This is a genomic window from Actinomadura sp. SCN-SB (assembly GCF_043906805.1).
In the GTDB taxonomy this organism is placed as follows: domain Bacteria; phylum Actinomycetota; class Actinomycetes; order Streptosporangiales; family Streptosporangiaceae; genus Spirillospora.
The window spans coordinates 104,584-117,394 of sequence record NZ_JBIMPP010000013.1 but is presented as its reverse complement, the minus strand read 5'-3'; the positions used below and the strand labels follow the sequence as shown (position 1 = coordinate 117,394).

Below are 12,811 nucleotides of genomic sequence, written 5' to 3'. Positions count from 1 at the left end.
TCTCGGCGACCCCCCTGGAGGACGGCCCATGCTCATTGAGAACACCTTCGAGGTCGAGGCCGATCCCGATGTGGTCTTCGCCTTCCTGCAGAACGCGCACAACGTCGCGGCGTGCTTCCCCGGGGCGGAGCTCACCGAGGAACTCGGCGACGACTCCTTCAAGGGCAAGGTGAAGGTGAAGCTCGGCCCGGTCACCGCGTCGTTCACCGGGACGGCCACCATCATCGAGTTGGACGAGAAGGCGCGCACCGCCGTGCTGAGCGCGAAGGGCAAGGACGCCAGGGGCGCGGGCACCGCCCAGGCGAAGGCGAAGATGCGCGTGGAGCCCTCGGGGAACGGCTCCCAGGTCTTCCTGGAGACGGACCTGACCGTCTCGGGCAGGCTCGCCCAGTTCGGCCGGGGCATCATGGCGGACGTGTCCGCCCGCATGGTCGGTGACATGGCCAAGAGCGTCCAGGAGCGCATCGAGGCCGAGCAGGGTGAGCAGAAGCCCGCGGCCGAGGCCGAGCCCGCCGCCGAGCAGGCCGCCGCTGAAGGCGCCGAGCCGAAGGCCACCGAGACCAAGCCGGCCCAAACCAAGCCGGCCCAAACCAAGCCGGCGGAGACCAAGCAGCCCGAGCAGCCGGCCTCGGCGATCAAGGGCACCACGCTGCTGAAGGTGATGGTGGCCGGCATGTTCCGCCGCCTGTTCGCGCGGCTGAGGGGACGCTCCCGCACCTGATCTTGCGGCGTACGACATGAGGTGCGCGTGACGTAACAGGGGCGAAGCAAACGGGCGTTAGCGTGATCGTCTCCAAGCGGGCTTGAGGGCGAGGGAGCGGCGCCATGGGTTCGACGATCTGCTTCGGGCCGCCCAGGTGAGCGGGTTCGCGTTGCGCGCCGGAGGCGTCGCGGCGGTCGCCGCCGGTGTGGCGGCGGCGGTTCTGGCGGTGGCGCTCGCCGGCGGCGGTTCCGGCGATGGCGCGCAGGTCGTCCCCGGTCTGGACGAGGCGGGTCGCCTCACCGGCTGGGGGCTCCCCGTCGTGCGGCTGGTCCTGGACGGGCTCGCGGTCCTGACGGTGGGCGCCGTGCTCGCGGCGGCGGTGCTCGTCCCGCTGGACGGCGGGAGGCTGGCCCCCGCGGCGGCGCGCCACCTCCGTGCGGCGGCGTGGCTGTCGAGCGGGTGGGCTCTGGCCGCGGCGGCGACGCTCGCCCTCACGCTGTCCGACGTGCTCGGGGAGCCGCTCGGACGGGTGCTCACCACCGGTAGCGCCCTCCAGCAGATCAGGGACCTGCCGCAAGGGACCGCACTCGCGCTCGTTGTGGTCCTGACACTCGCCCTCGCCGTGCTGACATGGACGCGGCGTACGCCCGGCGGCGCACTGGGGGCGCTGGCGCTCGCGGGGGTCGCGTTACTGCCCCCGCCGCTCACCGGGCATTCGGCTGCGGCGACCAACCATGGTGCGGCGGTGACGTCCCTGGCCATGCATGTCGTCGGGGTGGCATTCTGGGTGGGCGGGCTCGCGGTGCTCGTCGCGCACGCGGCACGGCGCGGGCCCCGGATCGAGGTGATGTGCGAGCGGTTCGGGCGGATGGCCCCGTGGTGCTTTGTCGCGGTCGGCCTCAGCGGCATCGCCAACCTGGCCACCCGTACGCCGAGCGTCGCCGATCTGGTCACGGGCGACTACGGCCGGCTCGCCATCGCCAAGGGAGTCGCGTTCGCGGTCCTGGGGTGGTTCGGCTGGTGGCATCGGAGGCGCACGCTCCCCGCCGTCGCCGCGGGCTCCGTCTACGGGTTCGCCCGGCTCGCGGCGGTGGAGACGGTGGTGATGGCCGCCGCGATGGGGCTGGCCGTCGCGCTGAGCCGTACCGCCCCGTCCGAGGCGGCGGTCGAGGAGGGCGCGGTCCAGGCGCTGCTGGGTCAGGCGCCGCTCGCGGAGCCGACGCTGGGGCGGCTCGTGACGCTGTGGCGGTTCGACCTCTTCTTCGCCGTCCTTGTCGTGGTGCTGGCCGGTCTGTACGCGGCCGGGGTCGCGCGGAGCCGTAGCTGGCCGGGGGCGCGCGTCCTGTCCTGGTACGCGGGGCTGCTCGTCGTCGTGGTGGCGACGCAGTCGGGGGTCGCGCGGTACGCGTTCGAGGAGACGGGCGCACTGGTCGTCCAGCAGGCGCTGCTGGCGGGTCTGGCCTCGTACCTCCTGGTGGCGGGCGCGCCGGTACGGCTCGTGCTGGACGTGGTGCGTCCCGCGCGGATCGATGGGGACCGGGGTCCGCACGAATGGCTGCTCCTTCTGGTCCGCACGCGCGGAGCCGGCCGGGCGGTGGGGGCCGGGCTGCTCATCACGGTCTCGCTCCTCCTGTACGTGACCCCGCTGGGTGATGCGCTCCGGCAGGGGGAACTGAGGCATCTGGCCGTGAACCTGGCGTTCCTCGCTGGGGGTGTCCTGCTCTTCCAGAAGAGGGTCAGCGCGGCAGCAGGTGGCTCAGATCGGCCGCGCAATCGCGTACCCGCCGCAGGATCGGTGTCTCCAAGGCGCTGATGCGATCCGGCGGGCCGCTGACCGCGAGCCCCGCCACGAGCGTGCCCGAGGCGTCCCGGACGGGGACCGCCAGGCATCCACGGCCCGCGCGTAACTCCTCGCACTGCCTGGCCAAGCCCTCGTTCCGGACGCGGTCCAGCTCGCGGTCCAGCGCCACGGGATCGGCGATCGTGCGCGCGGTGATCCGGCGCAGGCGGCCGCCGACCAGGGACCGCCAGTCGCGGTGCTCGGCGAGCAGCAGCTTCCCGAAGGCCGAGGCGTGCGGGTGCCGGGACAGGACGGCGTCCGACGTCGGCGGGTGGTCGGGGTCGGAGTCCAGCATCCGCAGCCGTCCCCGCCGGTAGGAGACCAGGTTGATCGCCAGCCGGACCTCCGAGCGCAGCCCGGCGAGCGCGTCCGCGGCCGGGCCGGGCAGGCGGGGCGGCGCGACCGCGCCGGCCAGCTCGATCACCTTGCGGCCCAGCGTGAAGCCGCGCAGGTCGGGCAGCCGCACCAGATACTCCTCGGCCACGAGCTGGTTGACCAGCCGGTACGTGGTGGCCGGCGGCAGCCCGAGCGCGGTGGAGATCTCCTTGGCGGTCACGCCGGGTCCCGCCCGCGCGACCTCCTCCAGGACGCTGAGGGCGTTGTGGATCGCGTTCGGCTGGCGGCCGACGGGCGGCAGGTCAGTGGCGGCCATGGCGGCTCCACTCGCCCCACGACGGGCCTTCGGGCAGCGCTCCGGGCAGCACGTCCTCCGGCGCGGCAGGGTCGAAGTACCCGATGGCCGCGGCCCGGTGCGGCGCGCGGCGGCGGACCCGCAGGAACCAGGCCATGCCCAGGACGAGCGTCAGGCCGAACAGGCCGAGCAGGCGGACGCGTCCCTCGCCCGCCATGGTGACCACGACACCGGCCAGGACGGCGGCGGACGCGCAGGCCGCCAGCACCGCCGTGCCGGTCGTGGCCGGGACGTGCTCGCCGATCCGGTGCAGGAAGAGCGGGGCGGCGGCGCAGACCAGCAGGTAGGCGGCCAGGAACGCGAGAACGGTCAGCGCCGACAGCGCGCCGGACAGCGGCCCGGGCGGCAGGCCCACCGCCCACAGCGCGCCGGGCAGCGCGATCGCGAACGGCGTCATCGCGTACGCGGCGGCGTGCGGGGTGCGGTGGCGCGGGTGAGTCCGGCTGAGCGCCGCCGGAAGCATCCCTTCGCGCCCCATGGTGAACAGGACGCGGGTGACCGCGTTCCCGGACGCCATCGCGCACGCGAACAGCGACGAGGCCAGCCCGAGGTGCAGCAGCCCCGGCAGGAACGGCGCCGGTCCCTCACCGGGCGGCCCGGCGCCTCCCGGCCCGGCCAGGTGCAGCGCGCCCGCGAGGACGAAGAGCAGCCCGCAGCCCGCCGGCGTCCAGATCACCACGCGCGGGACGACGGCGAACGGGCGGCGCGTCTCCACCCCCAGACCGCAGCCGCTCTCGAACCCGACCAGCGCCGTGACCGAGAGGATCAGCGCGGAGGCCGCCGTGCCGGAGGCGTAGGAGGCGGCCGGGAGGCCGGGCGCCCCGGTCGCCGCCGTCAGCAGCAGGACGGCGAGGACGGTGATGACCGAGCACGCCTCCAGCGCCAGCGTCAGCGACGCCGAGATCCGCACGCCGCGGATGACGCAGGCGGTCATGACCGTCCCGAGGAGCGCCGCGGCGAGCAGGGCGGGACCGTCCCCTCCGGCCGGGAGCGGCACGCCCGCCTCGGTCAGGAAGGCGGCGGACCGGCGGCCCGCGCCCAGCAGGCACATCACCACCAGCGCGCCGTACGCGAGGAGCAGCAGGCAGCCGGTGAGGAAGCCCCCGGCGGGGCCGAGCCCCTTGGCCGCGTAGGTGTAGAGCGACCCGGCCGCGGTGATGCGCCGCGCGAACTGGGCGATGGCCAGCGAGACCAGCACCATCAGCAGGGTGGCGAGGCCGAGCACGGGCACCGCGGCGGCGCCCAGGGAGGTGGCCAGGCCGGTCGCCGACACCATCCCGGGGGACGGCGCGACCGTGGCGACGGCCTGCGCCGCGACGGGCAGCGCGCCGAGCCGGCGACGGTCCAGGCCGCGCCCGCCCCGCGGCCCGGAGACCGGGGTATCGCTCCTGCTCAGGGCCTCGGCGATGGCGGTGGCGAGTGCGCTCACATGATCCTCCCCGCGCCGTAGCGATCATGAAGCTAGGTGATCGGCGTCACCCCCGGGTTGCACCCGTGTTACGGCAGGGGACGCGGCGAGTGAGAAGGACGGCACCGCGCTTTCCCGTTCACCGCGCCGGATTCTTCTCGGCCGGGTAACGGCGGTGAAACCGGCCCGGCCGAAGGTGAGGCCGTTCGTTACTCACCTTCGGGAGGGGCCATGGACGAGGCGGACGAGCGCGAGCATCGCGCTCCGCCCTGGAGATCGAGGGCCCAGCGGCTGCGATGGGGGCTGGTCGCGGCGGCCTCCACCGCCGTGGTGGCGCTGGGCCTCAGCGGGATCGTCGGCGCGACCGCGTCGGCGCCACCGGACACCGGCGGAGCCGCCTCACCCGCGTCCACCGCGGGTGTCGCGGAGCCGACGGCCACCGCGCCGCCGGCCGGCGGCGGGATCGGCCGCGACCAGCTCACACCGGCCGAGCTGCGGCAGGCGAAGACGGCCGCCGCGAACGGGCTGACCGGCACCGACGTCAAGGGGGCTCCGGGACCGGAGTACCTGTCGTTCGAGCTGGCCGCGCCCAAACCGGGCGAGGACGGCCCTGACGCGCCCAGGCGCGCGGCCGTCTACTTCTACGACTACACGTCCGAAAAGCTGATCAAGCGCGTGGTGAACCTGCGCACGGGCGCGGTCGAGGGCACCTTCAGCCGCGGCAGGATGCAGCCGCCGCCCTCGGAGCGGGAGACCGCCGAGGCCGTGGCCATCTTCCTGGCCCACCCCCTCAGCGCCGACTTCAAGGCCAGGTTCGGACGGGCGGCGGGCCGCGCGTTCACCTCGGCCTCGCAGGTCCAGGCCACCGCCACCACCTACACCGCGCGGCCCGCCGACACGGGCGCGGACCAGTGCGGCGCCAGCCGGTGCGTGCAGCTGTTCACGCGCGTGCCGAACGGTCCCTTCATCGACATCACCGACATCGTGATCGACCTGTCCGGTCGCACGGTGGCCCGTCTGAGGTAGGAGCCCGATGCATCCGAACGCGCGACAGACACCGGCGGCCCGGAGGCCGCGCAAATGGAGATGGGGCGCCGCGGCCGTGGCGCTGGCCATGGCCGGCACGGGCGCGGCGGCGGCCCCGGCCGCCGCGGCGCCCGACCGCGACCGCGCCGAGTACTGCGGCGACAACGCCATGGTCGAGGAGAAGCTGCCGAACGGCAGCCGGTGGCAGCTGTGCTGGCACGTGGACGAGAAGACCGGGCTGGTGCTGGAGAAGGTGGCGTTCAGGGGCAAGCGGGACAAGGCCCTGCTGAACGTCCTGGACTCGATCACGCTGGCGCAGCTCAACGTGCCCTACGACTCCGGCTACAACGAATGGAACGACATCACCTCCTATGGCTTCGGCGGAAGCTACATGGAGCCGATGGACGGGGACGACTGCGAGGGCAAGCGGCGCGCCGCGTGGACGGGCGCCGGTGAGGGCTCCAAGAAGGTCCTGTGCGTCAGCAAGCAGGAGACGGGCCTGGCGTACCGGCTGCAGGGCCCGTCGCCCACCAAGCCGTACGCCAAGATGGGCCACGACCTGGTCCTGAAGACGATCTCGAAGGTGGGCTGGTACGAGTACCTGACCGAGTACCGGCTGGCCGACGACGGGCAGATCAGCGTCCGGCTGGGGGCGACCGGTGACCTGGCGCCGCGCGACTACACCACCCCGGACGAGGGCTGGCCGATCGGCCCCGGCCAGAGCGACTACTCGGTGAACCACTACCACAGCGCGTTCTGGAAGGTGGACTTCGGCATCGGCGCGAACCAGAAGGTGGAGCAGTACGACACCGCGCCGACCGGCGAGCGGGGCCGCCGCTCCGCGATCTACAAGACGAAGAAGAAGGACATCACCACCGAGGAGAACCTCAACACCGCCCTGCGCCGCTGGTGGCGGGTCGTGGCGCCGGACAGCCGCAACGCCGACGACCACCCGCGTTCCTACGAGCTGGATCTGGGCGCCTCCGACGCCTACGAGGCGCACCCGGAGACCATGCCGGACGTGACCTTCACGCAGTACAAGCCCTGCGAGAAGTTCGCCACGTTCAACCAGGACCCCGAGTGCCCCGGCACGTCCATCCTCGACTACACCGACGGCGAGACGATGACCGACCCGGTGGCGTGGGTGCGGATCGGCTTCCACCACATCCCCCGGGACGAGGACCAGAGCCCGATGCCCGTCCACTGGCAGGGGTTCGAGCTGGTCCCGCGCGACTTCAGCGCGCAGAACCCGCTCATCCCCGACGACCGCCTTCCCGTCAACGGCGACGGCGTCGACGGGAACGGCACGGCGTGACGCCTCTCCTCCACCGCCCGTCCCGCGCCTCCTTCCGGCGCGGGGCGGGCCCCGCCGTGGCCGCGTGCGCGGCCGTGGCGGTCGCCCTGTCCGGCTGCGCGGCCGAGGCGCCCGCAGGAAGCGACCCCGGCGGGCGGACCGCCGCGGCCGGAGCGACCGCGCCCGCGCCGCCCACCGCGACGGCCTCCGCCACACCGCCCAACGCGCAGGACGTGACGTTCGCGGCCATGATGATCGTCCACCATGGCCAGGCGGTGTGGATGAGCCGGACGCTTCTGGGCAAGCGGGACGTCCCCGAACGGGTCGCCGCCGTCGCCGGCTTCATCCGGACCGACCAGCAGCGCGAGATCGACGAGATGAACCGGTGGCTGGCCGCCTGGAAGAAGCCCGTGGTGGAGCAGGACGACCCGCGTGCCGCCAAGCTCCACGGAGACGGCCACGGGATGCTCGGCAAGGCCCGCCTGTCCGCGCTGGAGTCGGCCACGGACGGGAGGAACGCGACCCGCCTCTACCTGCGCGGGATGATCGAACACCACCGGGGCGCCATCACCATGGCGCGCGCCGTGCTGCGCGTCGGCCGCAACGTCTACATCCGCAACCTGGCCAAGCACATCATCAACGAGCAGGGCGCCGAGATCGAGGCGATGACCCGCCTGCTGGAGGACCCGGCCTAACCGTTCCGGGGCTTCTCCACCCGGGCGGAGATGCCCGACCAGCCGGTGCCGGAGAACAACCGGACCACCATCGAGATGCCGGCGTTGCGGGCGCCCGCCACGACGATCGGCAGGTGCTTGGGCGAGTCCTCGGAGAACATCGGGTCGAAGCCCTCCAGCTCGGCGTCCTCGTGGTCGCCCCTGCGGCCCTGCGCGTTCAGGCTCTTGCCGACGCGGTGGAAGTCGGCCTTCGGCCGCCCGCAGCGCTCCACCAGCCAGGTCCGCACGTCCTCCTTGGACATGCCCGCCTTGGCCAGCAGCTGCGCGTGCTCGGGGCAGAACACCACCCCGGCGCCGGCGTTGCGGAAGATCCAGCTTCCGGTGCGCGACAGGGTGTCGGCGAAGTCGGCGAGCACCTTCTCCGGGTCGTCGGTGTGCCGGTTGTCGATGTACTCGCTGGTGCGCAGCAGCGTCGTGGACACCGCGTCGCAGCCCGCCGTGACGCCGCCGTCCACCGACAGCGGCTCCCAGGGGCTCTCCTCCTCGTTCTCGGCGATGCACTGCGCCCACCGTCCGGGGATGCCCTGCGTGGCCTGCTCCAGGACGTGCGGGACGACGCCGAGCGCGTTGCGGACGATCAGGCCGATGGCGCGGGCCACGGTGGCGTTGGCGCGGAACCCGGGGCCGAACACGCCGCCGGTGCTGTTGAACCCCAGCCGCTGCCGCACCGGGCCGTTCACCACGATCAGCGGCGCGGGGCCGCTGGTGCTCTGCCAGCCGCCCCCCACCACCGCGCGTTCCAGCATCAGCGCGTCCCAGGCGGCCAGCACCACCGGGAAGTGCTCCGGAAGGCAGCCCGCCATGATCGCGTTGATGGCGGCCAGCTCGACGGTCACCTCCCGCTTGAGATGGTCGAGCCGGCCGATCACCTCATCGGCGGGACGGGACGTGGTGGCCAGGAACTCGTCGGCCCGCGCGCGCGTCGGCGGTACCACGGGCAGGCCGTCGGTCCAGCCCCGCTCGTAGACGTACTCGATCGACTTGCACGCGAGCTCGGTGAGCTCCGCGGCGTCCGCCCCGTCCAGGGCCTGCTCGGTCATCGGGACGCCTGCTCGGTGACCCGCGCCACCACCACCGGCAGCAGCTCCTTGGCGCGCGCCTTCACCTGGTCGGGGTTCAGCACGGCCACCGGGTGCGGCGTCAGCAGGAACTCGAACTCCGCGTCACCGTGCACGTCCGCCATCGCCCGCGCGGTCACCTCGAAGGCGTCGCTGCAGATGACCGCGGTGGGCAGGCCCGCGCGCTCGAACGCGATGCCGTCCGCCGCCGCGGAGGCGCTGCACGACCCGCAGTCGCCCACCCCGGTGACCACCACGTCGCTGACGGCCGCGATCTCCTTCAGCAGCGGGTCGTCCACCGGGAAGGCGAACGCGTGCTTGGTGCGCTGGATCGTCACCGTGGCGCCGTGTTCGCGTTCCAGCAGCCGGCCCAGCTCGGCCAGCAGCGGCGCCGCGTTCTTCTTGGTGTTGTCCAGCAGTCCCACCCGGGCGCCCGCCAGGCTCGGCAGCCGGCGCGCGACCGCCCGCTCCTGCACGGCGGTCCGCTGCGACTGTCCGGTGGGGTCGAGGATGTGGTCGAACATCCCTCACCGCCTCATTCGTGTCCCGCAGTTCCGACGGCCGGGGCGAGGCCGCGCTGGGGAGCGGGCGGGCTCCGGCCCTGTCACAGCACTGTAGGTCGGCACCGCCCCCACGCGGACCGCCCCTTTCGCGACGCGGAAGGAAACCGGCAATTCACCCCCCAACCACAGAAGGAAGGGCACCGAAAATACCATTTCCGATGGATGGAAGACTTTTCCCGACCTTTTTCATGACTTCCCCAAGCCCAGCGATTTATGTAGCCTCGTTCACACATGTGTAACCTGGGTCACATGGGCGGGACAAGTGGGTGAGTGGGTATGACCGTCCAGGCAACCGGCCCCGCGGGACCGAATCGCCTCACCGCTGCGCAGCGGGTGCTCTCGATCCTCGGGGTCTTCGATATCGACAATGCCGCGCTTTCTCTCAGCGAGATCAGCAGACGCACGGGCCTCACGCTCAGCACCACCCACCGGCTCGTCAACGAGCTACGCGTATGGGGTGCGCTGGACCGTGACGCCGACGGCAAATACAGCATCGGGCTCCGCATCCTCGAACTGGGCACCACGTCGCAGGGCCTGCGCCTGCGCGAGGTCGCGCTGCCCTTCCTCGAAGACCTCCAGCACGCCGTCCGGGCCAACATCCATCTGGCGGTGGCCGACGGCCACGATGTCATCTACATCGAGTCACTGCGGGCCCGCGAGGGCGTCCCCGTACCCAGCCGCCTGGGCGGGCGCTGGCCGATGCACGCCACCGGCACCGGACTGGTCCTGCTGGCGTTCGCGCCACAGGAGTTCCAGGAGGAGGTCCTGTCCTCCAAGCTGCGCCGCTTCACCGAGTACACCCCGACCGATCCGGACGCGCTGCGGCACCGGCTCGCCGAGATCCGCAGGTCCGGCGTGGCCATCATCGAGAACCAGCTGACCTACGACGCCCGCGCCATCGCCGTCCCGATCCGCGGCCACCGCGACCGCGTGATCGCCGCCGTGGGCCTCACCACCCCCACCGACATGCCACCGCACGCGCTGGTCCCCGCCCTGGCCGCGACCGCCCGAGGCATCTCAAGAACCCTGGGCGCCCCCTCCGCCGGCGGAACCCAGGGCCGCACCGTCGCCACCCCCCGCCACACCCGCGGCCTGGGACGCCCCGTCCCACCCGAGACCCGGCGCACCGTCCCCACAGAAGCCCGCCGCACCGTCTCAACCCGCCCCCGCCAACCCCGCACCGCCAGACAAACCCCCTGAACAGACAAGGGGCAAAGCCCCAAGGGGGTGCAGGGGGCGGAGCCCCCTGCCGGGGTCGTAGGGGCGAGGCCCTACGGGGGTGTGGGGGGCCGCCCCCCACATAAGTCACAGCCCCCACAGCGTTAGGGCACAGAGGTGATGGGTTCTCCTACCGGGTAGCGGTGTGGGGGGCCGCCTTCCACGGTGAGGATGTGGCCGGAGATCCACTTGGCCCGGTCGCTCAACAGGAACAGTGCGGCGTAGGCGATGTCCCAGGAGGTGCCCTCGGTCTTCAGCGAGGTCGCTTCCAGGCGCGGTTTGCGCATTTCCTGTGGCATTCCGCCGCGGGCGGCGAACGCGCCGTAGATGGCGCCGACTTGGACACAGTTGACGCGGATGCCTTGGGGGCCGAGTGTGGTGGCCGCGCCTTCGGTGAAGTTCTCCAGCGCGGCTTTGGCGACGCAGTAGACCATTCCTGGGCCCCGGTAGCGGGCGCCGACCGATGAAATGGTGACGATGGAGCTTCCGCGGGGAAGTACGGGTACCGCGTGCCGGGTGATGCTCCACGCCGATTTGAAGTTGGCGTCCATGAGTTCGTCGAACCGCTCGGGGGTCACGTCGAAGACCCCGGCGCGGTCGCCGACGGCGACGGTGTGGACGAGGGTGTCGAGCCGTCCGAAGCGGGAGACGGTTTCGGCGACGGCGTCGGCGCAGGCCCGGTCGGAGGTGACGTCGGCGATCACGGGGATGGCCTCGCCGCCGTCCGCGGCGATGCGGTCGACGGTGCGGGCGGCGGCGTCCTTGTCGCGGTCGAGCACGGCCACCCGGGCGCCGTGGGCGGCGAGGAGCATGCAGATGGCGTAGCCGACGCCGGGAAAGGCGGTGTTCTGGCCGCCTCCCGCGACGAGGGCGGTGCGGCCCTCCATCCAGCGCGGTCCCGCGTCGGCGAACGGATCGATCAGCGGGTCGTCCGTCATCGGTGTGCCTTTCTGGTCGCCCCGGTCATTCGACGCGGGTCAGCTGGGACTTCATCTCCGAGCGGGCGATGGTGCCGGGCGGGACGAGCGTCACCGCCGCGGGCACCGTCAGCCGCGTTCTGATCAGGTCCTCGATGTCGCGGCGGAGCGTGTCGTGGTCGCCGGGTTCGGCGCCCCATTCCGCTTCGACCCGGAGCGGCGGGTCGACGCGGTGGCCGCCGCGGTCGGGCCGGATGATCTGCACGACTCCGCTGGTGCGGGGGTGGAGGGTCTGGACGAGGTCGCGGACCGCCGTGGGGAACACGTTGACGCCCAGGACGATGAGCATGTCGTCGGTGCGTCCCACGCAGCGGATCAGCGGGGCCCCGTCGTGCGCGAGGCCGGTGACCACGATCCGGTCCCTGGTGCGGAACCGGACCAGCGGGCAGCATTCGCGGTCCACGGAGGTGTAGACGAGTTCGCCGGTGGCGCCGGGTTCGGGGTCGACGGGTTCACCGGTGTCCGGGTCGATGAGCTCCACGACCACGTGGCGGCCGCCGGTGAAGCGCATCCCGTCGGTGCCCGGAGCTTCGCCGAACAGCACGGGTGCCATGTCGGCGTTGCCCAGACCCTCGGTGACCTTGCCGCCCCACTCGCGTTCCACGTGGGCGCGGAACGCGGGTTCGCCGCCGCCGGGCTCTCCGCCCACGAAGATCTTCCGGATGCCGAACTCGCGCGGGTCGCGGCCCTTGCGCTCCCGGATGTACTCGGCGAGGTAACGGACGTAGGAGGGGGTGGCGTGCAGCGCCGTGATCCCGAGGGTCTCCAGCGCCAGCACGGCCTTCTCCGAGGCGCCCGTCCCGATCGGGACCATCGTGCTGCCGATCCGTTCGATGGCGTCCCGGATCGGCAGCCCGCCGACGAACAGCGTCAGGCCCGCGCCGTGCAGCACCACGTCCTCGCGTGTGGCGCCCATGGTGCGGAACGCCCGCGCCACCATTTCCGTCCACGCCTCCGAGTCGCGCCGGGTGACCCCGACCCAGCTCGGCGTTCCGGTGGTGCCGGTGGAGGCGTGCACCCGGATCACCTCGGTGAGGTCCACGCCGGCGTGCCGGCCGAGCGGGGGCGCCGCCGCCTGCGACTCGCGCAGTTCCTGTTTGCCGGTGAACGGTAGTTTGCGCAGGTCGTCCAGGGACTCCAGCGCGCCGGCGTCCACTCCGTGCGCGGCGAACAGGTCGGCGTAGAACGGGGAGCGCGCGGGCAGTCCCTCCAGCTGCGCGCGGAGCATCGCCGTCACGGCGTCCCTGTCCTCATCGGCGACGAAGCCAGGCTTGCTCACGAGAGTTCCTTCCGGACGGT

12 protein-coding genes are annotated in these 12,811 nt (G+C 72.7%); 6 read left to right on the top strand and 6 right to left on the bottom strand.

Annotated features, from left to right (window positions below; translation table 11 throughout):
* Positions 1-28: 28 nt before the first annotated feature.
* On the top strand, positions 29-721 hold the full coding sequence (locus tag ACGWYJ_RS11580; protein WP_395105893.1) for an SRPBCC family protein: 693 nt from the start codon (positions 29-31) through the stop codon (positions 719-721).
* Between the two features lie 82 nt (positions 722-803).
* Positions 804-2,516 carry a cytochrome c oxidase assembly protein gene (locus tag ACGWYJ_RS11575; protein ID WP_395105892.1) on the top strand — a complete coding sequence of 571 codons (1,713 nt, stop codon included), beginning with the start codon at positions 804-806 and terminating at the stop codon, positions 2,514-2,516.
* On the opposite strand, the gene ACGWYJ_RS11570 is transcribed toward ACGWYJ_RS11575, so the two are convergent.
* Both ACGWYJ_RS11570 and ACGWYJ_RS11565 read right to left on the bottom strand, forming a co-directional pair.
* Complete coding sequence (locus ACGWYJ_RS11570; protein WP_395105891.1) at positions 2,440-3,195, bottom strand: IclR family transcriptional regulator; 756 nt, start codon at positions 3,193-3,195, stop codon at positions 2,440-2,442. The genes ACGWYJ_RS11575 and ACGWYJ_RS11570 overlap by 77 nt on opposite strands.
* Positions 3,182-4,663, bottom strand: coding sequence for an APC family permease (locus ACGWYJ_RS11565; RefSeq protein WP_395105890.1), 1,482 nt, complete (start codon positions 4,661-4,663; stop codon positions 3,182-3,184). The genes ACGWYJ_RS11570 and ACGWYJ_RS11565 overlap by 14 nt, the downstream gene beginning before the upstream one ends.
* Positions 4,664-4,873: 210 nt before the next feature.
* Between ACGWYJ_RS11565 and ACGWYJ_RS11560 the strand changes: the two genes are divergently transcribed.
* Genes ACGWYJ_RS11560 through ACGWYJ_RS11550 form a run of 3 tightly spaced genes read left to right on the top strand, consistent with a single transcriptional unit; the run spans position 4,874 to position 7,657 of the window.
* On the top strand, positions 4,874-5,668 hold the full coding sequence (locus ACGWYJ_RS11560) for a hypothetical protein (protein ID WP_395105889.1): 795 nt from the start codon (positions 4,874-4,876) through the stop codon (positions 5,666-5,668).
* Between the two features lie 7 nt (positions 5,669-5,675).
* Positions 5,676-6,983, top strand: a complete 1,308-nt coding sequence (locus ACGWYJ_RS11555) for a copper amine oxidase (RefSeq protein WP_395105888.1) — start codon at positions 5,676-5,678, stop codon at positions 6,981-6,983.
* Complete coding sequence (locus ACGWYJ_RS11550; RefSeq protein WP_395105887.1) at positions 6,980-7,657, top strand: DUF305 domain-containing protein; 678 nt, start codon at positions 6,980-6,982, stop codon at positions 7,655-7,657. The genes ACGWYJ_RS11555 and ACGWYJ_RS11550 overlap by 4 nt, the downstream gene beginning before the upstream one ends.
* Here the strand turns inward: ACGWYJ_RS11550 and ACGWYJ_RS11545 are convergent.
* Positions 7,654-8,736, bottom strand: coding sequence for a hypothetical protein (locus ACGWYJ_RS11545; RefSeq protein ID WP_395105886.1), 1,083 nt, complete (start codon positions 8,734-8,736; stop codon positions 7,654-7,656). The genes ACGWYJ_RS11550 and ACGWYJ_RS11545 overlap by 4 nt on opposite strands.
* Entirely contained in the window at positions 8,733-9,278 is a 546-nt protein-coding gene (locus ACGWYJ_RS11540) for a UGSC family (seleno)protein (RefSeq protein WP_395105885.1), read from the bottom strand. The genes ACGWYJ_RS11545 and ACGWYJ_RS11540 overlap by 4 nt, the downstream gene beginning before the upstream one ends.
* Before the next feature lie 315 nt (positions 9,279-9,593).
* Here ACGWYJ_RS11540 and ACGWYJ_RS11535 point away from each other — a divergent pair, with 315 nt between their 5' ends.
* The gene (locus ACGWYJ_RS11535; RefSeq protein ID WP_395105884.1) at positions 9,594-10,517 is read left to right on the top strand and encodes an IclR family transcriptional regulator; all 924 of its coding nucleotides are present in this window, start codon (positions 9,594-9,596) and stop codon (positions 10,515-10,517) included.
* A 122-nt stretch (positions 10,518-10,639) separates the two neighbouring features.
* On the opposite strand, the gene ACGWYJ_RS11530 is transcribed toward ACGWYJ_RS11535, so the two are convergent.
* Both ACGWYJ_RS11530 and ACGWYJ_RS11525 read right to left on the bottom strand, forming a co-directional pair.
* Entirely contained in the window at positions 10,640-11,473 is an 834-nt protein-coding gene (locus ACGWYJ_RS11530) for an SDR family NAD(P)-dependent oxidoreductase (protein ID WP_395105883.1), read from the bottom strand.
* A 25-nt stretch (positions 11,474-11,498) separates the two neighbouring features.
* Positions 11,499-12,791 (bottom strand): phenylacetate--CoA ligase family protein, encoded by a 1,293-nt coding sequence (locus ACGWYJ_RS11525; protein ID WP_395105882.1) that lies wholly within the window; start codon positions 12,789-12,791, stop codon positions 11,499-11,501.
* Positions 12,792-12,811: the final 20 nt, after the last annotated feature.

Excerpts from the sequence above, each read along its gene's own strand:
- ACGWYJ_RS11580 (WP_395105893.1), top strand. The coding sequence starts at position 29 with ATGCTCATTGAGAACACCTTCGAGGTCGAGGCCGATCCCGATGTGGTC.
- ACGWYJ_RS11570 (WP_395105891.1), bottom strand. The coding sequence starts at position 3,195 with ATGGCCGCCACTGACCTGCCGCCCGTCGGCCGCCAGCCGAACGCGATC.
- ACGWYJ_RS11560 (WP_395105889.1), top strand. The coding sequence starts at position 4,874 with ATGGACGAGGCGGACGAGCGCGAGCATCGCGCTCCGCCCTGGAGATCG.
- ACGWYJ_RS11555 (WP_395105888.1), top strand. The coding sequence starts at position 5,676 with ATGCATCCGAACGCGCGACAGACACCGGCGGCCCGGAGGCCGCGCAAA.
- ACGWYJ_RS11545 (WP_395105886.1), bottom strand. The coding sequence starts at position 8,736 with ATGACCGAGCAGGCCCTGGACGGGGCGGACGCCGCGGAGCTCACCGAG.
- ACGWYJ_RS11540 (WP_395105885.1), bottom strand. The coding sequence starts at position 9,278 with ATGTTCGACCACATCCTCGACCCCACCGGACAGTCGCAGCGGACCGCC.
- ACGWYJ_RS11535 (WP_395105884.1), top strand. The coding sequence starts at position 9,594 with ATGACCGTCCAGGCAACCGGCCCCGCGGGACCGAATCGCCTCACCGCT.
- ACGWYJ_RS11530 (WP_395105883.1), bottom strand. The coding sequence starts at position 11,473 with ATGACGGACGACCCGCTGATCGATCCGTTCGCCGACGCGGGACCGCGC.